The following is a 24201-nucleotide window of genomic DNA, read 5'->3' on the forward strand; positions in this document are numbered from 1 at the left end:
CTAAGCGTTGCCCGGGTACCACAGTGTGTCCGGAAAACATCCATTTTCCGATGCCAGAACAAGGGATTCCCGCCAAACCGTCATTGTACGGGGGAACCCCATGCTAGGTTGTGCCCGGACAGCGCCAGAGAGCGCTGGGGGTAATGGGGTTTGGGCGTGCTTTTTCGATCGGCATCGGGCGTGGAAAAGCGGCTGCGGCAACGCGCGGCTGGGCTGTTGTTTGGCTGTGGCCTGGCGGTCGCGGCGGTGCCGGCGGCTCACGCCCAATCCATCTGGGGCGGCACCACGACCACGTCCGACTATAACCTCGGCACCAACTGGACTCCGGCTACCGCGCCGGTCGCTGCGGGGCAGCCGGCTGTTTTCGAGGCGACGGGGTCGGACGCCATTATCGTGACAGGAGCCATTGCGCCCGATTCCTGGACGTTCAATGCCAACTCGCAATCATTCTCGATCAGCGGCGGAGACGTCAACTTCAGCTCGGCGGGACCAGGCGGCGGCATCATGAACAACGCCAATGCCGGCCAGTTCATCGGCATTTCCAACAATATCGGGGAATCGGTTGCGGGCGTCGGGGTGTGGCAACTGGGAGCGAGCACGCTGATCCTCTCCGGTGTCAACACCTATACCGGCGGCACGATGATCTTCGGCGGCACGGTGCAGGTCACCAACGCCAATTCGGTCGGCACTGGCCCTGTGTTTATGAACGGTGGCACGTTCCAGAGCAACGGTGCCGGCAACCTGACCTTCACCAACGACTTTTCCGTCGCCAGCGGCGGTGGCACCGTCGACGTCAACAGCACGGTCCTGACGCTCTCGGGTGTCATCAACGACATTGGCGCGGGCGCTGTGTTGAACATCACCGATTCCAGCTTCAGTTTCGGCACCGCAGTGCTTTCCGGCAACAATACCTTTGCCGGCGCCCTGAATGTGATCGGCGCCAGGGTGCAGGCGACCAACGCCAATTCGATCGGCAATGCGACGGTGACGCTCGACAATGGTGCGTTCCAGGCCGGTGCCGCCGCCCTGACCTTCTTCAACGACGTCAAGATCAACACCGGCGGCGGCATCATCGATGCCAACGGCAACACGCTGTTCATGGCGGGCACCATCAGCAACGGCAACGGCGCGGGCGCGCTGCAGATCGTCGACACCACCGGCGGCAGCTCCGGCGTCGTCAGTCTGGCCGGCACCAATACCTATACCGGTGGTACCACCGTGATCGGCACCACGCTGCAGGTCACCAACAGCAGCTCGGTCGGCACCGGAACGGTGACGCTCGATGGCGGCCAGTTCCAGGCCGATGGTTTCGGCGACATCACCTTCACCAATAATTTCAGGATCAACAACTCCGCCGGCGGCGGTGCGATCGACGCCAACAACGTCACGCTGACCATCGCCGGCAACATCTCCGACGGTGTCGGCGCCGGCCAGCTGACGGTGCTGGACAGTGCGGGCCTCGGCAACGGCACCGTCGTTCTGCTCGGTACCAACACCTACACCGGCGGCACGACCATCTGCGATTGCGCGACGCTGCAACTCGGCGACGCCACCCACACGGCGTCGATCGTCGGAACCGTCTTCAACGAGGGCCGGCTGTTCATCGTCAACGCCAACATGGCGGGCGTTACGTCGATCACCAACGACGCCTCGTTCGGGTTCGGCGTCACGACGTTCATGGGCAGCAATACCGCCGGCACCGTTGCGATCACCAACCAGGCCTTTGGCTCCACGGTGTTCCTCGAGACCAGCAGCGCCGGCAGCGCCACCATCATCAATACCACGGCTGGCACCACGGTGTTCGGTCAGGCCGGCGGCATCGAAACCAGCACAGCCGGCAAAGCAACGATCCAGAACAATCTCGGTGGCGAGACCACTTTCTTTGCCAGCACCAGTGCCGGCAACGCGAGCATCGTCAACGAACTCGGCGGCAGGACGTCGTTTGGTCTGGCCGTAGGAACGGATACTTCGACCGCCGGCAGCGCCACGATCACCAACAATAATTTCGGGTTTACGGAGTTCAACGCATTCTCCACCGCCGGCAATGCGACCATCACGACCAACAACGGCGGCGTCACCAATTTCTGGGACAACAGCACCGCCGGCAACGCCAAAATCGTGACCAACGACGGCGGCATAACCAGATTCCTGGACAATGCCAACGGCGGAACCGCGCAGTTCATCACCAATGGCACCGGCGAGGTCAACTTCGGCGGCAGCATTGGTCCGGGTAGTGATGGACGCATCACGGTAGGCTCGCTTGCCGGTTCCGGCACTTACTATATCGGTGGCGGCAATACCCTGCTCGTCGGTGGAAACAACCTCTCCACCGAGGTGACCGGCGTGATTGCCGATGATTGCGGTTGCTTCCCGGGTCCCGGTTCGCTGGAGAAGGTCGGCACCGGAAATCTGATCCTGTCCGGCATCAACGCCTACACCGGCAGCACGACGGTGAACGGCGGCATACTCACCGTCAACGGTTCGATCGCCTCGTCGAGCGGTGTGACCGTCAACGCCGGCGGCACGCTCGGCGGCAACGGCATCGTCAGCAGCACCACCATCAACGGTGGCACGCTGGCGCCGGGCAACTCGGTCGGCCTGCTCACGGTGCAGGGCAGTCTGGCATTCACCGCCGCGGCCAGTTATCTGGTCGAGGTCTCGGGAGCCACCGCCGACCGCACCAATGTGACGGGAGCCGCGACGCTCGGCGGCGCGACCGTCAATGCGAGCTTCGGACCCGGCAACGTGGTCAAGCAATACACCATCCTCAACGCTGCAGGCGGCGTTGGCGGCACGTTCAATCCGGTGGTCGGCATCAACGCGCCGAACTTCAAACCCACCCTGAGCTACGACCTCAACAATGTTTATCTCAATCTCGCACTGAGCTTTGGCCCTGGCCTCACCCCCAACCAGCAGAACGTCGGCAACGCGCTGACGAATGCTTTCAATGCGGGTAGCGGTGTTCCGGTCGCGGTCGGCTCCCTGACATCCGCCGGCCTGACGCAGATATCGGGCGAGCTGGCGACCGGATCGCAGCAGTCGACCTTCGACGCGATGAACATCTTCCTCGGCCTGTTGACCGATCCCTTCATCGCCGGCCGCAGTGGCGGCGCGAGCGTGGGCGGCAGCGGCGCGACGCCCTTCACGGAAGAGAGCGGTTCATACGCCTATGCGGCGAAGCGGCAGGGCACTGCGCGCGACGCCTTCGCCAAATTCCCGACCAAGGCCGATGTCGCGCGAAACGATCTGTTCGATCAGCGCTGGAGCGTGTGGGGTTCGGCCTTTGGCGGCGGCAGCAACAGCGATGGCAACGCCAATCTCGGATCGAACAACGCCGCGGTGCGCGCGTTCGGTCTCGCCGCCGGCGCGGACTACCGGATCTCGCCATCGACGCTGGTCGGCTTCGCCCTGGCCGGCGGCGGCACCAATTTCAACGTCAATGGCTCGGGCTACGGGCGGTCGGACCTGTTCCAGGCCGGCGCCTTCGTGCGCCACAATGTCGGTGCGGCCTATGTCACCGCCGCGGCGGTTTATGGCTGGCAGGATGTGACGACGGATCGCACCGTCACCGTGGCCGGCGTCGACCGCTTGCGCGCCGAGTTCAACGCCAATGCCTGGTCCGGACGCGTCGAAGGCGGCTACCGCTACGTCACGCCCTGGATGGGCATCACGCCCTATGCCGCCGGCCAGTTCACCACCTATCAATTGCCGGCCTATGCCGAACAGGTGCTGTCGGGTTCGAATGCCTTTGCGCTGAACTATGCGGCCAAGGATGTCACGACAGGGCGCAGCGAACTCGGCGTCCGGCTCGACCGCTCCTTTGCGATGCAGAGCGCGGTCCTCACGCTGCGCGGCCGCGCTGCCTGGGCGCATAATTTCAACACCGATCGCAGCATCACGGCGCTGTTCCAGTCGGTGCCCGGCGCCACCTTCCTCGTGAGCGGCGCGGCGCAGGCTCCGAACACCGCGCTGACTACGGCCTCCGCCGAAATGAAATGGCTGAACGGCTGGTCCGCCGCCGCTACCTTCGAAGGCGAGTTCTCCGACATCACCCGCTCCTATGCCGGCAAGGGCGTCATCCGCTACACTTGGTAACGCCGTCTTCCGGGGTAAACCGCCGCCTGTTTTCGTTCTTTCCTTCTGCAACCAGCTGTGGGAAAGGAAAAGACAACGAATAACAGGAGAGAACGCCGATGCGGGCTGCAATCTTCCGGAACGGTGAGATCGTCGTCGACCAGATGCCGGAGCCCAAGCCGGGCGCCGGCATGGTGCTCGTCAAATCATTGGCCTGCGGCATTTGCGGCTCCGATCTGCACGCGCGCAAGCACGCCCACCGCATGGTCGAACTTGCAAAACATTTTCCCGGCCGAAAGCCGATGGACCTTTCGCGTGACGTCGTGTTCGGCCACGAATTCTGCTGCGAAATTCTCGACTATGGTCCGGGCACCACGCGAAAACTCAAGGCCGGCACCAGGGTATGCTCGCTGCCGGCGCTGCTGACCGCGGAAGGCCCGCAGGGCATCGGCTATTCCAACGACAATGTCGGCGCCTATGCCGAGCGCATGCTGCTCAGCGAAGCGCTGCTGCTGGAAGTCCCGAACGGCCTGGCGGCCGAGCATGCGGCGCTGACCGAGCCGCTGGCGGTTGGCGTTCACGCGGTTGCCAAAGCCAATATCAGCGGCAACGAAGTGCCGCTGGTGATCGGCTGCGGCCCGGTGGGGCTCGCCGTCATCGCCGCCCTCAAGATCAAGGGGTTGCACCCGATCGTGGCGGCGGATTATTCGCCGGCGCGCCGGGCGCTGGCCGAAAAGCTTGGCGCCGACATCGTCGTGGACCCTGCGCGCACGCAACCTTATACGACCTGGGCGGAGCACGCCGCGATGTCGCCGGAGGAAAAAGCCGCGCGGCCGCCGCTGCAGGCCCTGTTGCCGGCGCTGAAGCCTGCGCTGATCTTCGAATGCGTCGGCATCCCCGGCGTGATCCAGCAGGTGTTCGAGGGTGCGCCGCGCGATGCGCGCATCGTCGTGGTCGGCGTCTGCATGGAGACCGACCGTTCCGAGCCGATGCTTGGCATCCTCAAGGAGCTCAACGTCCAATATGTGCTCGGCTACACGCCGGATGAATTCGCCTATTCCTTGCGCCTGATCGCGGAAGGCGAGGTCGATGCGGCCTCGCTGGTGACCGCAAGCGTCGGCATCGACGGCGTCGCGCAGGCCTTTGCGGATCTGGCCAATCCGGAGCGGCATACCAAGATCATCGTGGAGCCGTGGCGGTGATTCCGTCGTCCCGGACAAGCGAAGCGCGATCCGGGACCCATACGCCGCGGCAGTAGTTGTTGAGCGCAATGGTCGACGGTTTCTTTCAACAACAGACCGGGATTATGGGTCCTGGCGTTCGCCGGGACGACGGCGTGATCCGTGTGCTAGGCAGGGCCGATGAACAGCACACCAGCCCAGCCAAAACCTCCCGTCGGTGCGATCGCGGCCGGTATCGTCCTCAGCGTCGTCATTCTCCTGCTATGGGCCCTGCAGCTGGTGACCGTGGCCAGCCTCGGTCAGAGCGATCCGGCGGGCAACGGCCTGGCGCAGGCCTATGCCGCGATCCAGATGATCGTGCTGTGGCTGCTGCTGATGGTCCTGACGATTCTCGCCGGCGCCAGAGGTGTAGCACCCCGGGCCGCCAAAATTGCCGCGCTTGTCATCGTTCCGGCTTCGGGTCTCGTTACGTCCGCGGCCGCCGGTTTGCTTTCGCGGCCTTTCGTCTCGCCGTTTTTGTGGCCAATCGTTATTCCGGCGCTGGTTCCGCCGCTGATCGTTATGTGGTGTCTGTTCGCGCTGTCGGCTGCGCGGTTGCGCGCAGGCACCATCCGGATTGTGGGCGGCGCCCTGCTGGCGATGGCCGTTGCGGTTTGCGTCTCGATCTGGCCGCTGTCGCACATGCGCAAGGCGGTGGACGATCAGGAGGTCGCCCGGCTGCAGCAATACGATACCGATCTCGCGCGCGTGGCCGCCAATGCGCCGCTATGGGAATGGACGCCGTTCCTCGACACGCGTGACGGGACCAAGCAACAGAAGGTGCTCGACGATATTCGCAAGCTCGATCAGCGTCAGGTCCAGGCCGAAGCGATGCTTGAGCGTGGTGACTTTCCGCTTCGTTACCTCGCCTTCTTCGATCTCGATCCGACGCCGGCGCTGTGTGCGAAAGCCCGCGCGTTGCTCGGCAAGCGCGCTGAATCGCTGATGCTTGATAGCGCCAAGCCCCAACCCTATGCCGCGATCGCCGACCAGGTATCCGCTGCGCTCGCCGCGATGGGCTGGCTGGTCGGATATGGCTGTTCCTGCGATACGGAATCGACGGCGTGGGAAACCATGGCGAAGGCGTATACCGACCCCCTCTACGACGTTCATCGCCTGGCCGAGCTTCGTGACCCCAAACAATTGGGACGAACTGCGCGGGAGCGTCCGGAGCGCTTCTCGATGTTGAACGCGCAGTCGCATTTGCGGGGATGGCTCAGGTTTGTCGATGAGGCGGGCCTGCAGGCGCAGGCGCTGGCCGGCGCCCGCCAGGTGGGCAGCCGCACCGCCGACGCCGTCGAAATCCTGCGCGACAAATACGACGAGGAAAGCCGCTGGAAACTGCAGCGCTTCCTCGTCAGGCTCGACCTCGAGGCGACGCAGCCTCTGTGCATGAACGCGCTGAGCGAGCTGCACGCCCAGTTTGCAAAAATCTACCGCCCGGCGCCGGCCGACGAGCCGCGGCCCTATTCGGAACTGCTGCAACGGCTGGGGACCAGCGAGCAACTGCCCAATCTGATATGGCTGTCGCGGCATGGCTGCGCCGCGGGGCCCGAACTGGATGAGGCCATAGCGCTGGTGAAGGCGTATCAGGACTCGGCCGATCGGGCGAAAATGCTGGCAACGCTGACCGCGCTTCGATCGGCGCGTTAGCACCAAAGCCGGCGCGCGTGTAGAGTGATAAAAAACCAGTCGCAAGGGGAGACGAGTAAATGATCACACTGACCGCAAAAGACGTCCTGCCGGAAGACGGCGCTGATGGCACGCTGGTGGGGCGGGTCTGGATGCCTGATCTCGCAGGCCCGGCCGTGGTCGCAGTCCGCAACGACGGCGTCTTCGATGTCAGCGCGCGGTTCTCCACCGTCAGTGCCCTGTGCGAGGAGGCCAACCCCGCGAACGCGCTGCGCGACACCGCGGGGACGCGGGTCGGCGATCTCGAAAGCATCGTCGCCAACACGCCGCCCGATCGCCGCGACAGGGCAAAGCCCTGGCTGCTGGCGCCGCTCGACCTGCAGGTCCTCAAAGCCGCCGGCGTCACCTTTGCGATCTCGATGCTGGAGCGCGTGATCGAGGAGCGGGCGCGCGGCAATCCGGCCTCGGCGGAAGCGATCCGCAAGGAAGTGGTGCGGCTGGTCGGCGACGACCTTTCAAAGCTCAAGCCTGGCTCGGGCGAAGCGATGAAGCTGAAGGCGGTGCTGATCGAGCAGAACGCCTGGAGCCAGTATCTGGAAGTCGGCATCGGTCCGGACGCCGAAGTGTTCACCAAGGCGCCGACGATGTCTTCCGTCGGCACGGGCATGGATGCCGGCCTGCATCCGAAATCGACCTGGAACAATCCGGAGCCGGAAGTCGTGCTGGTCGTGTCGAGCCGCGGCGCGATCGTCGGCGCGATGCTCGGCAACGACGTCAATCTGCGCGACTTCGAGGGGCGCTCGGCGCTGCTGTTGTCGAAAGCCAAGGACAACAACGCCTCCTGCGCCGTCGGCCCGCTGCTGCGGCTGTTCGACAACGGTTTTTCGCTCGATGACGTGCGCAAAATGGATGTCGGGCTGACCGTGAAGGGACAGGACGGTTTCGTCCTCGACGGCCATTCCTCGATCAGCAAGATCAGCCGCGATCCCACTGACCTCGTCGCCCAGACCATCGGGCCGGTGCATCAATATCCCGATGGCTTTGCGCTGTTCCTCGGCACCATGTTCGCGCCCGTGAAAGACCGCGATGCGCCGGGCGAGGGCTTTACCCACAAGCGCGACGACATCGTCACGATCTCGGCGCCGCAGCTTGGCAAGCTCGTCAACCGCATGCGCACCAGCGACGAGTGCGAGCCCTGGACCTTCGGCATCGGCGAACTGATGCGGAACCTGGCCAAGCGGAAGGTGCTGTAGCGTTGCTTCGTAGGGTGGGCAAAGCGCAAGCGTGCCCACCATTTCGCTTCGTGCAGGTGATGGTGGGCACGGCGCAAGGGCGCCTTTGCCCACCCTACGATGCCTGTGATTACGGCATCACGAGCGTAATGACACCGTCGTCGACGGTGCCGCCCTTGATGCCGTCGCGCGCCATCTCTTCGATGACAGGCCATTTCTCGCGGAACAGAACCGATGCCTCCTGCATGCTTGGCGCGTCGACCTTGACGCAGCAGGCCCGACGTTCACCGTCATTCGCGATCTGGAAGAAGAAACTGTAGCCACCCGGTTCCCCATCGCCATTCATCTGATTTCGTTGTTGTCGCATTCAGTGTCCCCTGATTTGCGTCGATCGGAGACCAATTGCGTTTTCAATTTGGATTTTCGTGCGGCGCGATTGTGTCGCCGGAAATTTTCGCCGCACCTGTTGCAAACATAAGACAATTGGAACCAGCGCAGCTCTGCGAACTGCCCATCTCATTGGCAGATGCCTGAGTGTTGTTCAGCGGACTAGAGCCTTTTCCGTTCCGATGGAATCGGAACGGGGCTCTAGATTCTGCTTTGACGCGTTTTCTTGACGCGACCCGGTGTCCACTTGGCTGGAAAACGCTCTACCGCCACATCCCGCGCATGCGAGCACCGACGTCAATGCGCGGACCGTTGCTTGCGGGCCGGGAAGCGGCTCCGGTCACCGCGAGCGGCCAGGTCGTCTTGTCGAACAAGGCGAGCAGGCGATCGGGAATGAAACGGGTTCTCGACGCATAGACGTGGCGGTCGCCCTTCGCGTGCTGCCCGTGCGTGAAGAAACGCTGTGGGACGAGAAGATGCAGATCATCCTTGGCCCTGGTCATGGCGACGTAGAGCAGCCGTCGTTCTTCTTCGATCTCGGCCGTCGTTCCGGTACCGAGGTCGGAGGGCATGCAGCCGTCGACCACATTGAGCACGAACACCGACTTCCACTCCTGGCCCTTGGCGGAGTGAATCGTCGACAGGATCAAATAGTCCTCGTCGAGCAGGGGAACCCCGGCCTGGTCGCTGGTGGCGTCGGGTGGATCGAGCGTCAGTTCGGTGAGGAAGCGTTCACGGGAGGCATATCCGCTCGCGATTTGTTCAAGCTGGACAAGATCGGCCCGGCGGGTTTCGGCATCCTCGTGAATTCGATCCAGATGCGGTTCGTACCACAAACGCGCGCGTTCGAGGTCGGCCGGCCAGGTTGAATGACGCAGGTCCGCAAGGACGGAAGTGAATGTTTTCCAGTCCTCGCCGGCGCGCGGCGGGATTGGCGCCCGGGCAAGCGCTGCAATCGGATCGGGATCGTTGGCCATGTGATCAAGCACGCGCTGCGCCGAGGCGGGGCCGACGCCCGGGATCAGGTGCATCAGCCGAAAGCCGGCCACACGATCTCGCGGGTTCTCGACGAAGCGCAGCAACGCCAGCATGTCCTTGACGTGGGCAGCGTCGAGAAACTTGAGGCCGCCAAACTTGACGAAGGGGATGTTGCGCCGGGTCAACTCGACTTCCAGCGAACCGCTATGGCTGGATGTCCGGAACAGAACGGCCTGCTCCTTCAGCCGCGCGCCGGACTCCCGGTTCTCCAGAACGCGTTCCACGATGCAGCGCGCCTGGTCGGCTTCGTCGCGCACCGTGACAAGCTGGGGTTTTGTCCCCGAATTCCGGTCGGTCCAGAGATTCTTGGTGAAGCGCTCGCGGGCCAGATCGATCACGCCATTGGCCGCGGCCAGAATGGCCTGTGTCGACCGATAGTTTCGATCAAGCGTGATGATGCTGGCCGGTGGCGAGAATTGTGTCGGGAAGTCGAGGATGTTGCGCACCGTCGCAGCGCGGAATGAATAGATCGCCTGCGCATCGTCGCCGACGACGGTGAGGCCGTGGCCGCCTGGCTTGAGTGCCAGCAGAATGGACGACTGCAGGCGGTTGGTGTCCTGGTATTCATCGACCAGGACATGGTCGAAGCGGCCGCCGATATCGTCGGCGATTTCAGCATCGTTCATGGTCTGCGCCCAGTAGAGCAGGAGGTCGTCATAGTCGAGCACGTTCTGGCGCTGTTTGGCCTCGACATAGCCGGCGAACAATTCTTTCAATTCGGCTGCCCATCCGGCGCACCAGGGGAATGAAGCCCCCAAAACCTGCTCGATCGGCGCCTCGGCGTTGACGCATCGCGAGTAGATCGAAAGACACGTACCCTTGGTCGGGAAACGGTTTTCGGTCTTGGAGAAGCCGAGATCATGCCGGACCAGATTCATGAGGTCGGCTGAGTCCTCGCGGTCGTGGATCGTGAAGGCGGGGTTGAGGCCGATCTGGTCGGAGTATTCGCGAAGCAGACGCGCGCCGATACCGTGGAAGGTGCCTGCCCAGGACAGCGCATCGGTCATCACGCCGGCATTGTCACCCATAACCTTCCGCGCGATCCGCTCAACGCGCCTGGTCATTTCGGATGCAGCACGGCGTGAAAACGTCATGAGAAGAATGCGGCGGGGGTCGGCACCGCTGACGATCAGGTGGGCCACGCGATGCGCAAGCGTGTTGGTCTTGCCGGATCCGGCTCCGGCAATCACCAGGAGCGGCGCAACAGGGCCCGGTCCGATCGCGCCATGCTCGACCGCGCGGCGCTGTTCCGGATTGAGATTGTCGAGATAGGCAGCGGCAATTGACACGAATGGTTCGTCCCCAGGAGCGAATCAACGGTCACTGATTCTCGCTTTGTTCGCAATGATCCCGCGCCACTGCCGGGCAGGGAACTCAGCAAGTTCCAGGGCGTTTGAATGGGATATGCGTTCTCATTCAGCAGAGGTGATAACTGCTTCAACGTGCATCCATTCTCGTCCCTGGCCAGACCATCTGGAAAAAGGGCGAAGCAAGCCGGGTGGCTGTGCTGAACGACGCGGCCGAATATTTCGCGGCCCTGCGGGACGTGCTGCTCCGCGCGGAGCGGCAGGTCTATATCGTCGGCTGGGATATTCACAGCGAGACCGATCTGGTGGGGCCGTCAGGCCGTGCCGAAGATGGATTGCCGGTCAAGCTCGGCGCCTTTCTGAAGGCGTTGCTGCAGAGCAAGCCGGCGCTGCACATCAACATCCTGACCTGGGATTTTGCGGCGCTGTATGCCGCGGAGCGCGAATGGAATTCCGCTGCAAAATTCACCGCGGGCTGTGACGGACGGCTTTGCTTCTGCCTGGATGCCTGTCTGCCGCTGGGCTCCGCCCAGCATCAGAAGATCGTCGTGGCCGACAATGCGATCGCCTTCGTCGGTGGCCTCGACCTCACGATCCGCAGGTGGGACACCAGCGAGCACCGTCTCGACCATCCGTTGCGCCGCGATCCCGACGGCAAGCCTTACCCGCCATTCCATGATGTCCAGTGCATGGTCGAGGGCCCGGCGGCAGCCGCGCTCGGCGAAATCGCAATGGCGAGGTGGACGGCGGCCGGCTGCACCAGTGAACCGCTGCTGCCCGTCGCAGGCGATCATTGGCCGGCATCCGTACCGGCGCAGGCGCAAGCGATTACGGCCGGCATCGCGAGAACCGAACCGAAAACCGAGACCTGCGAGGAAATAGATGAGGTCGCCCGGTTGTTCGAGGCCTCGATCAACGCGGCGAACCGCTTCATCTATATCGAGAACCAGTTCACCAGCGCCAACGAGATCGCGCGCTCGCTGGCGCGGCGGATGGTGGACGTTCCCGCGCTGCGTGTTCTCATCGTGACCCCGAAGGGGCATTCGTCATGGTTCGAATCCCAGGCGATGCAGGGCGGCCGGGGAGGCTTCCTCGATCCGTTCGTTGCCGCCGGGGTTACCGATCGTCTTCGTATCCTTTATCCCTCGGTCGCCGATGAGAAATCATCCGCAGCGGTGATGGTGCACAGCAAAGTCATGATCGTCGACGACGGCTTTCTCCGCGTCGGCTCCGCCAATATCAACAACCGCTCGATGGGGGCGGATACCGAATGCGACCTGGCATTCGAGGCGACGTCCGAACGTCACCGTGATTTCATCCGCAGCCAGCGGCGCCGCTTGATCGGGCATTTTTGCGGGCTTGACGAAGCTGTCATCGCGGACAATGAGGACGATTTGTTTGGATTTATCGACCGCCATGCGGCGAGTGGCGCGGGCAGGGCGCTGGTGCCGATCGATTTTGAACATGCGCCGGCGCTGATCGGCATCGTCCAGCCGCTCGCGGATCCAAGGCATCCGCTCAACCTCCAGCGCGCCGCGCGGCGGATGTGGAACGGGCGTACCGTGATGGCGGCGGCCGGCACCGCGGCCGCGCTGGCGGGACTGGCCCTTGCCTGGCGCTATACGCCGCTGAGCAACTACACCGATCTCGGATACGTAGCCTCGCTGATTTCGCAGCACGCGCAATCGGCATTCGCGCCGCTGTATGCGGTTGCGCTGTTCGTGCTGGGCGGGCTGGTGGTATTTCCAGTGATCGTCCTGATTGCCGCGACGGCGGCGGCGCTGGGGCCCTGGATCGGCGCCCTGAGCGCCACGGTTGGGGTCCTCTTGAGCTCACTGCTGCTGTTCATGATCGGCCGTCTCATGGGTCACAAACGCCTTCAGGCGGTACTCGGCGCCCGCGCCTTGCGCGTTCAGAACCGCATCACCGGCCGGGGTGTTGTCGCGGTGGCGATGATCCGGATGGTCCCGATCGCTCCCTTTACGCTGGTCAACCTTCTGGCTGGCGCGAGCCAGCTCCGACTGAGCGACTTTCTGATCGGAACCCTGCTTGGAATGGCGCCGGGCATCATCACGATGGCCGCGCTGGGCGCGCAGATCGCGGACTTCGCCAGGAATGCCTCATGGTCGAACATCGTGCCGCTCGGCCTGACCATCGTGCTGTGGATCGCCGTTTGTCTCGCGGTCCAGTTCCTGGTGACCTGGCTGAGCGGTCGGCGAACGTGACGGGTACGCTGCGCGTGATGACATGGAACGTGCACGGCACGTTCAATCTCAATCCCGACTTCGACCTTGAAGGTGTCTGTTCGGTTATTGAGAAATGGTCGCCTGACGTCGTGGCCCTGCAGGAGGTCGACTCGCGCGGACGCCTCGACGATGTGTTCGGACGGCTGGCGGACGCCGTAGGCGAGCACCGCGTGGAAGCCCACTCGATCGTCACGCAGGATGGTCACTATGGCCAGGTCCTGCTGAGCCGATGGCCCTTCGCCTGCGAACCCACAGTGACCGACGTCTCCTATCAGGAGAGGGAACCGCGCCGGGCGATTTCCGCGCGCATCCTCGCGCCGATCGGCGAGGTGAATGTGGTGGCGACCCATCTTGGTCTGAGCATGCACGAACGTTACGCGCAGGCGCAGGCGCTCGCCGCGCTGGTGAATGCGCCCTGGACCATCGTCCTCGGTGACTTCAACGACTGGTTCTGGTTCAAGTCCGTGCGCCGGGCCCTGGCAGCGCGATGTCCGGTTCGAACGCGCCTGCGGACGTTCCCGTCGCGATTCCCCGTCCTGCGCCTCGACCGCGTCTACGCCACCCCGAGCGGGACGATTGTGAAGGCGTGGACCGATCACGAGGCGAGGAGTTGTTCAGACCATCTGCCGGTTATTGCGGACATCGCGTTTTCTCATGATAATTTGTGATATCGGTTGATAATTCCAACTGTGCGATCGCCGCCATGAATGATTTGCGCATCCGGCCGATGCGGCCGGACGACATCTCGATAGCCGTCGACTGGGCGGCGGCCGAAGGCTGGAACCCGGGCTTCGCCGACGCCGCCTGTTTCGCAACCGTTGATCCCCAGGGCTTTTTCATCGGCGAGCTCGATGGCGCTCCGGCGGCGATGGTCTCCTGCGTCAATTACAGCGATCATTTTTCCTTCCTCGGTTTCTATATCGTGCGCGCGGATCTGCGCGGCCGCGGTTACGGGCTGGGGATTTGGAACGCGGCCATCGCGCATGCGGGCCAGCGGGTGATCGGGCTCGACGGCGTGGTCGCGCAGCAGCAAAACTATCGGCGGTCCGGGTTCGAATTGGCTTATGCCAACATCCGTTACGGCGGCACCGTCGCGGCCCCGGCCGTGCCATCTGGCGTCGTGGCGCTGACCGAACTTCCGTTGGCGGCCGTGGCGGCCTACGACGCGACCGTGTTTCCGGCGCCGCGCACCGCGTTCCTGCGCGCCTGGATCAACGCGCCCGGGCATAGCGGTCGCGCCCTCGTGCGCGATGGCGCGCTTGCCGGATGGGGCGTGATCCGCGCATGCCGGAAGGGCCACAAGATCGGCCCGCTGGTGGCCGACGATCGCGCCACGGCCGAGGTCGTTCTATCGGCTTTGCTGGCCAGCGTGGGCGGCGGCGAGATCTTCCTCGACGTTCCCGGCATCAACCGCGACGCCGTCGCGTTGGCGCAGGATCTGGGGCTCACGCCGGTGTTCGAAACGGCGCGGATGTATACCGGCACGATCCCGCCGTTGCGGCTGGAACGGGTGTTCGGCGTTACGACGTTTGAGCTCGGGTAGCGGCGCTATTCTGCGGGCGCGAGCTGTCCGCCAGGTCGTGTCGCCGCGGTCTCGCGCACCCGGACCCGGGCACGGCGCTTGCGCCACCAGATCACGACGCCGGTCACCGACAGCGCCGCAACCACCAGCCCCATGATCGAGATCAGGATGCGGCCGGGCAGCCCGACGATACGGCCGGAATGCAGGGGGAACTGCGCCTGCACGAAGATGTCGGCGGCGGTGCCGACCCACGGCAGCCGCGCGCCTATCGGACGCCCGTCCTCGCTGTCGTAGTAAAGCTGCGCCGGTCCGACGCCGCCGCTGCCGTGATCGTCGCCGGGGTGGAAGAAGCCCGCGGCATAGACGCCGTGCGCCGGACCGTAATTGATCGAGCCGACCGGCGTGGTCCAGCCGCGGCTCTTGCCGTCGGCCGCCGCACGTGCGGCGATGTCGGCAAAGCTGACCTTGGGTTCGATCGGATCGTCGAGATGCCGGTACGGACGCTGCTCATAGGGCGTCGGGGTATAATCCGACACCGTCTTCATCAACGGCGAGAACACCTCGAAATACAAATTGAGCGAGAACGCCGTGAAGGCGATCACGAACAGCAGCGCCCAGGTCCACAGGCTGAAGGCGCGGTGGATGTCGAAATTGATCCGGTAGGTGCTGCCCGAGGTTTTGATCTTCCAGGCCGGCGCCCAGCGCACCCAAAAGCCACGGCCGAGCTCGCGCTCGACGGCAGGTGCGCGGCCCGCCCGGGCGCGGCGACGCGACGGCAGCGTCAGATAGAAACCGACGAAGCAATCGATGGTCCATATGATGGCAATGACGCCGAGCACGCGCATGCCCCAGCGGTCACTGCCCCAGAACTCCGGAATGTGCATGGTGTAGTGCAGCTTGTAGAGGAACGAGACGAAGTTCTCGCGCGTCACCGGCCACACCGCGCCCCAGTAGCGCCGGCCGAGCTCTGCGCCGGTGTTGGGATCGAGGAATATCTGGTTGTAATCGAGGCTATATCGCTTGCCGGTGGCGGGATCGATCCGAGGCAACACGAAGAACCACAGCGAGTGGTCTTTTTCCGGCGTCATGAACATGTGGACGACGCGCGCGCGTGGATCGCGCTGCTCGATCAGCTTGGCGAGATCGATGGAGGGAATCGCCGGACCGCTGCTGGTCACGTCGAACAGCTGCTTGTTGAGCAAATCGTCGATCTCGTGATCCCACGAGATGATCGCGCCGGTAATGCCCGAAAAAAACAGAAAGCCGGCCGTGAGAAGGCCGGCCCAGCGATGTAGTCGCCCGAAGATCGATCTCATGGCGTTCGCCCGTTCTCTTGGGGTTGCCTCACCATCGATAGGTTACCTTGCCGATCGCCTTGCGCCCCTCCGCGTAGAAGCATCCCGAGAGGCTGTAGCAGGCAGCGACATAGCGCGTGTCGGCGAAATTGGTGACGTTCAGCGACAGGCGCCAATTGTCCTTGTTGTAGGCGAGCAGCGCATCCAGCACGGTGGCCGCTTCGACCTTGAAGGTGTTTTCGTTATCGCCCCAGGTCGCGCCGACATAGCGGATGCCGCCGCCGAACTGGACCCCGGCAAGCGGCCCGCTCCGCAGCGTGTAGTCGCTCCACAGCGAGGTGCGGTTGAGCGGCACCGTGGGGGGCGCCTTGCCGACATTTACCGGGTCCTGCGTGATCACGGCGTCGACATAGGCGTAGGCCGCGCGCAGGTTCCAGCCGTCGGCCAGCGACACCGTGCCTTCGAGCTCGATGCCGCGGGACTTCACCTGGCCGGTCTGTTCAGCGGTATAGAGCGGTGGCGGGTATGTAACGACGTTGGAGCGCGTCAGGTCGAACGCCGCGAACGTGAACAGGGCGTTCAGGCCGACCGGCTGGTACTTGACGCCTACCTCATACTGAACGCCGGTCTCCGGGTTGAGCAACTGGCCCGCCGCGTTGGTCGCCAGCACCGGCAGGAAAGATTCGGAATAGCTGAAATATGGCGCGATTCCATTGTCGAAATTGTACATGACCGCTGCGCGGCCGGTGAACGCCGAGGCGTCGGTCGTGGCCGAGGTGTTGAAGAGACCGCTGTCGACCTTCGTGGTGACGAAATCCTGGCGGCCGCCGAGCTGGAACGAGAGCCGGCCGAGCTTGATCTGGTCCTGCGCGTAGAGACCGACCTGCGATTGCTTGATGCCGGTGTTGTCGCTCATGGCCCCAATGGTCCAGTCGTAGCTGTAGACCGGGGTGAACACGTTGATCTCGGGGGCCGAGGTCGTCACGCTGTAGGCGGTGTCGCGGAATGAGGTGTTGCGGTAGTCTATGCCCACCAGCGTCGTGTGGCTGAGGAAGCCGGTGGTGAACCTGCCCTGCAGCTGATTGTCGACCGCGAAGGAATTGATGTACGAGTTGCTGGTGCTGCCGTAACGCGCAAGCAGACCCGCAGCCTCGTTGGTGTAGCCGCCGCCATAGAACACTTTTTCTTCGTTGTGCTGGTAGGCGTAGCGCAGATTCTGCCGGAAGGTGACGGCGTCGCTGAAGTCGTGCGAGAGCTGGTAGCCGACGGTCGCGATCTCGGTGTTGAAAGCGTCGAAACTGGGCACGCCCGCGAAAAACGAGACCGGGATGGTACGGCCGTTATTGGGCCACACCGTGCCCGAAGCCGGCAGGAACTGCAGTCCCCATCCTGCCCTGTCCCTCTGATAGTTGGCCAGGAAGGTGATGGTCGTATCCTCGTTCGGCTTGAAGGTGACGGCCGGCGCGATAAAGACGCGGTTGTCCTTGGTGAAGTCGACCTGGGTCTCGCCATCGCGAACGACGCCGGTCAGCCGCCACAGCACGGTGCCTTCCTTGTTGGCGGGGCCGCCCATGTCGAACTGGCCCTGATAGCGGTTGAAGCTGCCGCCCGAGATCGAGGCTTCACCGAACTGCTGCGCGGTCGGCAGCTTGGTAACGTAATTGAGGATGCCGCCGGTGCCGCTACCGCCATACATCGCCGACGACGGCCCCTTGAGGACCTCCAGGCGCTCGGCACCGTATGGATCGAGACCGTTGAAATGTACGTAGTTGCTGGATGGCACCCGCAGGCCGTCGATGTAGAGTCCCGGCATGGTCATGTCGAAGCCGCGGATCTGCAGGCCACCGAAGCGCGTGTCTGAACCGCCGTTGACATCGCCGCTGACGCCGGCGGTGTAGCGCAACGCCTCACCGATCGACACCGCACCCTGGTTTCTGACCTGATCGGTGGTGACGACGGAAATCGACTGTGGCGTTTCGATGAGCGGCGTGTCGGTCTTGGTCGCGGTGCCGGAGCGAGTCGCGACGAAGCCCTGCACCGGACCATTGGCGCGCTCGCCGGCGCCGGGGCCGGATGGGATCGCAGCCGGCACCGCTAGCGGCGCCCGGGCTGCGCGATTGGCGCGTGCGCCGCGCGTGGTTGCCGCGCGGCGGGATGGTTGGGCCGTGGCCGGGCGCGCCCGCTGCTGCGGCGATTCCACTGTGATTGGCGGGAGTGACGACTGCGCCAGCGCGGCGCCCGTCGGCAGGACGAGGGCAAATCCGCTGACTGCCCCGAGGCAGATCATCCGTGTCAGCTGAAGTCGAGTGGCGGAAGGCGAGTGGAACTCTTTTGGTCTCACGCTGCGTGTATCCTGAAGCCTGCCGGCTTGGCCGGTACGATTTTTTGAGGCCTCGCTCTAACGCAGGCACCTTCGCAGCGCGATGGGTGGTTACTAGAATTGCTCCAGATTGAGCAGTTCCGTTTACGGGTGGCCGCAACTGACGTGTGCAGACCAACAACGCAAATGCGGGCTAGCGCGGGCAATACTTTGGCAATCGCACGTGCGGTGGGATGCGGTGGCCGCTGATGTTGCGACTGACGAGCGTGGCTGAAGCGGACCGGGAAGTCGTGTGGTCCTGACGCCGCGATGCTGGCAATTCCGCCGTTGCGGCTGGAGCGGGTATTCGGCGTTACGACCTTTGAGTTGGGATAGCGGTCGGCGTTGCGGGAACGATCGGCCATATCAGCTGTTTATGAGATCACGAGCATCTTGGAGATGCAGCACGGTCGGCGATTGGCACCCGATGCTTGCAACGGAGCGGCAAAAAGCCCCGGCTGCTTTCAGGAGGAGCGAGATGGCCATCCATTTCAACCACACGATCTTGTCGACCCGCGACAGCAAGGCCTCGGCTAATTTCCTGGCCGAGATGCTGAATCTTCCGGCCCCGACGCGGTGGGGGCCATTTCAGATGGTCGCCACCGAAAACGGAGCCAATCTCGATTACATGGACACCGACGGCGAAATCACGCCGCAGCACTACGCCTTCCTGGTTAGCGAAGCCGAATTCGACGAGATTCTCGGCCGGATTACGGATCGAAAGCTGTCCTACTGGGCCGATCCCGGGCGGAGCCAATCAGGGGAGATCAATCGTCACGACGGCGGACGCGGTGTCTATTTCCAGGACCCGAACGGCCACCTGCTTGAACTTATCACCCGCCCGTATGGCAGCGGCGGGTGGAATCCTTGAGGTCCGGTCGTGCGACGTCCGCTCCACTTCCAGAGCAGACATCGCACGGCACTTGGACGTGATCATGGTTTACGATCGTCGAAGCACCGAGGCTCTCGGATATCGAAGAACCGCCGCTACCTCACCGCGATCGGTGACACCGTCGAGCCGGAGCCGCCCTGAATCTTGAGCGGCTGCATCACGAAGGCGAATTCTCCGACGCCCTTTTGCGCGAGTTCGTCAAGCTTGAGGTTCTCCAGCAGGTGGATGCCGTTTACGACAAGCGCGATCTGGTGCACCGGCAGCGACAATTGCTTGTCGGGGTTGGGCGAGACTTCGACTGGCCAGTTGTCGGCACCGAGCAGCATCGGGTCTTTCGTGGCGAGCCAGAGCGCGGCCGGCACGCCGATGCCGGGGCAGGATTTCACGTAGCGTGGATTGTCCTTGCCATAGATCTTGCCCCAGCCGGTGTGGATGAGCACCGCGTCGCCGGGCTGCAGCGTCAGGTTCTGCTTCTTCAGCGCGCCTTCGAGATCCTCCACGGTGATTTCGTAATTGTCACCCAGCATCTCGACGCCCTTGAAGCCCGCGACGTCGATCAGGACGCCGCGGGTGAACAGCGTGCCGACATTGTGGATGCCGAACTTCTTGAAGCCGTTGCGCTCGGCGTTCTCGTCGACCTTCTGGCAATTGTACCAGCTGTTGAGATGGGTCTGGTGTGCAAAGCCGTCGAACTGCGTGCCGACCTGGCCGAGTTCGGTGACGACGAGTTCTTCGTTCGAACCGCGCATGTTGGAGAACTGGTTCATGAAGGGTGCGCTTGGTGTGCACGTCGAAGCGCCGTGTCCCGAAAAACGGCATGCTGGGACCGAGCACGTATGCGAGCTCGATGACCTCGCCGCTCTTGATCAGCTTCGCGGCGTTCATCACGGCCGCTGGTTTCTGGTGATTGGCCGAACCGCGCTCGTCGGCGGCGCCCCATTTCGAGGGGCAGCGCTGGCTTTCCGCCGGAACGGTCCAGCTTGGCGCTTGCGCATAGGCGGCGGCGGAAAACGCAAGCGTGATCGCCGCACCCAAAGTGAATGCTTTCATCCCAATTCCTCCCAAGAGCGGGTGCTCTGGAAAACGGCACCCCAGGATAGAGTATGCGGGTCCCGTCCGAGCGGTTCAAGGCATGACAACGTGCCTGAGACGATCTGCCATCCGGGCGAGGTAATCCAGATTGTGCTGCAACGGAATTGCAGAAGCACGCTAAGATAGCGCGAAGCAGACGCAACTATCGACGTCGGTTGGGTGCCAAAGCAGACCCTGCACCGCAGCAAACAACATGGTGCCTCCGACGAAAAACACGCTAGATTGAAGTCGCCACGTGCTCGCGATTCGGAGGAGCCATGTCAACACAGCGCCGGCGAGGCTTGCAGGGTGCGGGTCCAGCGAAGCGACCAACCGTCGATAAATATCCTGCCCGGCGATTTCCAATCCAACATGGAATTCAGAAACTGGAAGAAGAACTGAATGCCTTCAACGACCGGATCGCAGAATTGGAAGATGAAGGCCACCGCGGTCATGCGATGAACGTGTTGAAGGCAAATGCGATAGATCTTGCGCAACGGATCGACGAACTTCGCAGCGTGCTGGTCGAACCCACAACGAGAGGTCGGTCTCCGTAGGCTGCTCCAGGCGATGCCCTCAGGCTCAGTCTCTGATGCCCTCAGGCTCAGTCTCTTAGAGCTTTCTCGTGAGCTTTTAGCGCGGCAGCCATCAGCTTCGGCAGGCTCCTGGCATAGGACTCAATGAATGCCGCATCGCCGCACGCTTGAGGGGCGCGGGCGGCCTGCTCGGCGATGCGAGCGGCCTTCGCCTCGCACTTCGCGAATATGTGCCAAAACCATTCCGGCTTTTTAGCCATCGCATGCTTATGCCTCTTGAGGACTGCGGCCCCAACGGCGCTCATCGCACTTACCGCACCCGCGCTCAGAGTACTGAGGGCTTGCGCGCTGATGATATCTTCGCGCGCTTGCGCGGGGCCGGCGGATGCGGTTGCTCGAGCTTTGGTCGGCATGATCGGCTCCTGATGCGCCCCATCGATTGCACCCAGCATCAGCCCGCGAAGTTGAGGAACACTCAATTTAAATAGGTTGCGAACCGTTTTGGATTTCGCTCCGTTTTATCTTTCTTTTTAGGTTCCCGAAGGCACTGCTTCAAAGCAGTGCAGGCGCGGACACGGACGGTCGTGTCGCCGCTTGCGCCGCCGGGCGCCTCATTTTTCCAGCCCTCGGGCGATCTTGCCCTTGATCTTCTTCGCTTCGGCTGGATCGGGCTTGAGCGACAACGCCTGTTCCCAGGATTTGCGTGCCTCGTCCTGGCGTCCCGCCCGCCAGTGCACATCGCCGAGATGGTCTCTTATTTCGCTATACGTTGGTTCGAGAGCGGCCGCGCGCTCCAGGACCTTGATCGCCTCCGGGTAGTCGCCGAGGCGGTAGTGCGCCCAGCCGAGACTGTCGAGCATGTTGCCGTCGTCCGGCCTGAGCTTGACGGCCTTCTCGAGCAGTGCCAGGCCTTCCCTGAGCTTGAGCTTCCGCTCGACCCAGTTATAGCCGAGTTGATTGAGCACGTCGGGTTGATCGGGATCGAGCTCCATCGCCTTGAGAAAATTCACCTCGGCCTGAGGCCATTTGCCGAGCCGCTCAAAGCTCACGCCGCGGTAAAGCCAGTAGGTCCAGTGCGCCTTCTCCGGCTTGCCGGCCAGTTCGATCGCCTTGCCGTAATCCCTGGCGGCGCGATCGAAATCGCTCTTGCCGCGCCAGGCATCGCCGCGACCGCTATACGCCCGCAGATTTTTCGGATCGAGGCGGATCGCCTCGCTGTAATCCTTGATGGCGCGGTCATTGTCGCCCTTGCTGGCGTAGACGCTGCCGCGATTGGCATAGGCCGCCGTATCTTTCGGCCTGAGGCGGATCGCCTCGTCGTACTCCTTGATGGCGCGGTCAGAATCGCCCTTGGCGACGAAAACAGCCGCGCGATTGAAATAGGCGGACACATATTTCGGGTCGAGGCGGATCGCCTCGCTGTAGTCAGCGATGGCGCGGTCGTTTTCGCCCTTCTCCCTGTGCATATTGCCGCGATTGTAATAGGCAATCACATATTTCGGATCGATGCGGATGGCCTCGTCGAAATCTTTAATGGCGCGATCGTTATCGCGTTTGCTGGAGTAGACGACGCCGCGGTTGTAATAGGCCTTCGCATCTTTCGGATCGAGACTGATCGCCTCGTCGTATTCCTTGATGGCGCTGTCGTAATCGCCCTTGGTGACGTAAACCACCCCGCGATTGAAATAGGCCGCCGCATATTTCGGGTCGAGGCGGATCGCCTCGTTGTAGTCCTTGATGGCGAGGTCGTGATCGCCCTTGTCCCTGTAGGCGCTGCCGCGATTGAAATAGGCAACCACAAATTTCGGATCGAGGCGGATCGCCTCGTTGAGATCCTTGATGGCACGTTCGTTGTCGCCCTTGTTGGAGTAGGCGCCGCCCCGATTGCTGTAGGACGTCGCATTTTTCGGATCGAGGCGGATCGCCTCGGCGAAATCCTTGATGGCGCGGTCGTGATCGCCCTTTTCGGAGTAGGCGTGTCCGCGATCATTATAGTCGTCGGCATTCTTTGGGACCAACGCCGTTTGTCCCGCTCTCGGCCGCAGCCGCGCCGCCTCGTCGAAATCCTTCCTGGCCCGGGCGGCGTCTCCCCTGTTTTCATGGGCCCGCCCGCGGATCTCATAGGCAAGCGCATATTTCGGATCGAGGCTGATCGCCTCGTCGTACTCCTTGATGGCGCGGTCGTAATCGCCTTTGAAGAAGTAGGCGCCGCCACGATGCAAATAGGCGCTCGCGTCTTTCGGATTGAGGCGGATCGCCTCGCTGTAATCCTTGATGGCGCGGTCGTGATCGCGCTTGCTGGTGTAGGCAAGCCCGCGATTGAAATAGGCCTCCGCAAAATTCGGATCGAGGAGGATCGCCTCGTCGTGATCCCTGATGGCGCGGTCGTTGTCGCCCTTGCCGGAGTAGGCATTGCCGCGATTGCTATAGGCATCCGCCAATTTCGGATCGAGGCGGATCGCCTCGTCGTGATCCCTGATGGCACGATCGTTATCGCCCTTGCTGTGGTAGGCCTTGCCGCGACCGGTATAAGCAAGCGCATATTTCGGATTGAGGCGGATCGCCTCGTCGTAATCCTTGATGGCGCGGTCGTAATCGCCTTTCAAGAAGTAGGCTCGACCGCGGGCGTTATAGGCACGTTCAACTTTCGGATCGAGGCGGATCGCCTCGTCGTAGTCCTTGATGGCGCGGTCGTTATCGACGGTGCCGTAGGCATAGCCGCGATTGACGTAGGCGTTGGCGCGGCTTGTCTCGCTCTCGGCCGCGCCGCGTCCCAACACCTCCGTGCATCCGGCGATCTTGCGTTCCTGATCGGCGATTTGACCGCAATCCTCCCACGCCTTGTCCGCCGCGGGGGCCGGCGACGCGAGCAGGGGCAGGAGCGCCGGAGCAAGGAAAAGGGTTAGGAAAAGGCAACGCCGAAACATCTCGTACTCCATCCAAAGCGCGTAGGGGGAGGCGGCGCGGCGCATATCGTCGTCACGGCGTGGATCGCGCCCCCGGGTATGGCCAGCATAGCCTGCGACGAGAATGAGGCCGCTCGCGCGATTGCGCAAGGCGAAGATGAAGGCTCGTCCATGCCCATGTGCATTCTGTCGTCTTGTTCGAGCGCGTGCGGCCATGGCGGGCAACTCACCGTTACTTACCGGAAATAGCCGCCGCCCTCTTTCGAACGGCCGCTTCTGGCCGCAAAGGAGACGTTAATGCGCAAACAAATGCATTTGAGCTCGTGACTGATTGCGAATGAACAGGACCAATGTTGTGCATGCCGATGCATCGATGCGCAGGGTTTGAAACGCCTCTCTCAAGATTTGACGAAATCGCGCGATGGCGTACTTCAAATATTGCCGATTGGCTCCAATGAGCATCAGGCGCGACTGTCTGATCCGG

Annotated in this window: 16 protein-coding genes; 9 read left to right on the forward strand and 7 right to left on the reverse strand. The window is 63.0% G+C overall.

Annotated features, from left to right (window positions below; genetic code table 11):
* The first annotated feature begins 156 nt into the window (after positions 1-156).
* The 4 genes from JQ600_RS03420 to JQ600_RS03435 all read left to right on the forward strand — a co-directional run bounded on the left by JQ600_RS03420 (position 157) and on the right by JQ600_RS03435 (position 8179).
* Complete coding sequence (locus tag JQ600_RS03420) at positions 157-4095, forward strand: autotransporter domain-containing protein (RefSeq protein WP_312017240.1); 3939 nt, start codon at positions 157-159, stop codon at positions 4093-4095.
* Positions 4096-4193: 98 nt separating this feature from the next.
* Positions 4194-5276, forward strand: a complete 1083-nt coding sequence (locus JQ600_RS03425; RefSeq protein ID WP_212389112.1) for a zinc-binding dehydrogenase — start codon at positions 4194-4196, stop codon at positions 5274-5276.
* 159 nt (positions 5277-5435) lie between these two features.
* Positions 5436-6947, forward strand: coding sequence for a hypothetical protein (locus JQ600_RS03430; RefSeq protein WP_212389113.1), 1512 nt, complete (start codon positions 5436-5438; stop codon positions 6945-6947).
* Between the two features lie 59 nt (positions 6948-7006).
* Positions 7007-8179: a fumarylacetoacetate hydrolase family protein gene (locus JQ600_RS03435; protein WP_212389114.1), complete on the forward strand. Its 1173-nt coding sequence runs from the start codon at positions 7007-7009 to the stop codon at positions 8177-8179.
* A 109-nt stretch (positions 8180-8288) separates the two neighbouring features.
* Here the strand turns inward: JQ600_RS03435 and JQ600_RS03440 are convergent, their stop codons facing one another.
* Both JQ600_RS03440 and JQ600_RS03445 read right to left on the reverse strand, forming a co-directional pair.
* Positions 8289-8504 carry a hypothetical protein gene (locus JQ600_RS03440; RefSeq protein WP_212489681.1) on the reverse strand — a complete coding sequence of 72 codons (216 nt, stop codon included), beginning with the start codon at positions 8502-8504 and terminating at the stop codon, positions 8289-8291.
* 304 nt (positions 8505-8808) lie between these two features.
* On the reverse strand, positions 8809-10872 hold the full coding sequence (locus tag JQ600_RS03445) for an ATP-dependent helicase (RefSeq protein WP_212389115.1): 2064 nt from the start codon (positions 10870-10872) through the stop codon (positions 8809-8811).
* 209 nt (positions 10873-11081) lie between these two features.
* Between JQ600_RS03445 and JQ600_RS03450 the strand changes: the two genes are divergently transcribed.
* From JQ600_RS03450 to JQ600_RS03460, 3 genes are read left to right on the forward strand one after another with little or no spacing between them, the layout of a single operon-like run.
* Positions 11082-13115 (forward strand): VTT domain-containing protein, encoded by a 2034-nt coding sequence (locus JQ600_RS03450; RefSeq protein WP_212489682.1) that lies wholly within the window; start codon positions 11082-11084, stop codon positions 13113-13115.
* A complete protein-coding gene (locus JQ600_RS03455) occupies positions 13112-13804 on the forward strand; it encodes an endonuclease/exonuclease/phosphatase family protein (RefSeq protein ID WP_312010979.1) in 693 nt (230 codons plus the stop codon). The genes JQ600_RS03450 and JQ600_RS03455 overlap by 4 nt, the downstream gene beginning before the upstream one ends.
* A gap of 35 nt (positions 13805-13839) precedes the next feature.
* Positions 13840-14679, forward strand: coding sequence for a GNAT family N-acetyltransferase (locus tag JQ600_RS03460; RefSeq protein ID WP_212389117.1), 840 nt, complete (start codon positions 13840-13842; stop codon positions 14677-14679).
* A 5-nt stretch (positions 14680-14684) separates the two neighbouring features.
* On the opposite strand, the gene fsrB is transcribed toward JQ600_RS03460, so the two are convergent.
* Together fsrB and JQ600_RS03470 are read right to left on the reverse strand one after the other, a co-directional pair.
* On the reverse strand, positions 14685-15974 hold the full coding sequence (gene fsrB / locus JQ600_RS03465; RefSeq protein ID WP_212389118.1) for a siderophore utilization protein FsrB: 1290 nt from the start codon (positions 15972-15974) through the stop codon (positions 14685-14687).
* A gap of 28 nt (positions 15975-16002) precedes the next feature.
* Complete coding sequence (locus JQ600_RS03470; RefSeq protein WP_212389186.1) at positions 16003-17991, reverse strand: TonB-dependent siderophore receptor; 1989 nt, start codon at positions 17989-17991, stop codon at positions 16003-16005.
* A gap of 799 nt (positions 17992-18790) precedes the next feature.
* Between JQ600_RS03470 and JQ600_RS03475 the strand changes: the two genes are divergently transcribed.
* The gene (locus JQ600_RS03475; RefSeq protein ID WP_212265027.1) at positions 18791-19183 is read left to right on the forward strand and encodes a VOC family protein; all 393 of its coding nucleotides are present in this window, start codon (positions 18791-18793) and stop codon (positions 19181-19183) included.
* Between the two features lie 116 nt (positions 19184-19299).
* On the opposite strand, the gene JQ600_RS03480 is transcribed toward JQ600_RS03475, so the two are convergent.
* Entirely contained in the window at positions 19300-19971 is a 672-nt protein-coding gene (locus JQ600_RS03480) for a cyclase family protein (RefSeq protein WP_212489683.1), read from the reverse strand.
* Positions 19972-20553: 582 nt separating this feature from the next.
* Between JQ600_RS03480 and JQ600_RS03485 the strand changes: the two genes are divergently transcribed.
* The gene (locus tag JQ600_RS03485) at positions 20554-20832 is read left to right on the forward strand and encodes a hypothetical protein (protein WP_212389120.1); all 279 of its coding nucleotides are present in this window, start codon (positions 20554-20556) and stop codon (positions 20830-20832) included.
* A 47-nt stretch (positions 20833-20879) separates the two neighbouring features.
* Here JQ600_RS03485 and JQ600_RS03490 read toward each other — a convergent pair whose 3' ends face one another.
* Together JQ600_RS03490 and JQ600_RS03495 are read right to left on the reverse strand one after the other, a co-directional pair.
* A complete protein-coding gene (locus tag JQ600_RS03490) occupies positions 20880-21224 on the reverse strand; it encodes a hypothetical protein (protein ID WP_212389121.1) in 345 nt (114 codons plus the stop codon).
* 198 nt (positions 21225-21422) lie between these two features.
* Positions 21423-23738, reverse strand: coding sequence for a tetratricopeptide repeat protein (locus JQ600_RS03495; protein WP_212489684.1), 2316 nt, complete (start codon positions 23736-23738; stop codon positions 21423-21425).
* Positions 23739-24201 lie beyond the last annotated feature (463 nt).

The sequence above is a fragment of the Bradyrhizobium sp. AUGA SZCCT0176 genome (genome assembly GCF_018130145.1).
Classification (GTDB): domain Bacteria; phylum Pseudomonadota; class Alphaproteobacteria; order Rhizobiales; family Xanthobacteraceae; genus Bradyrhizobium.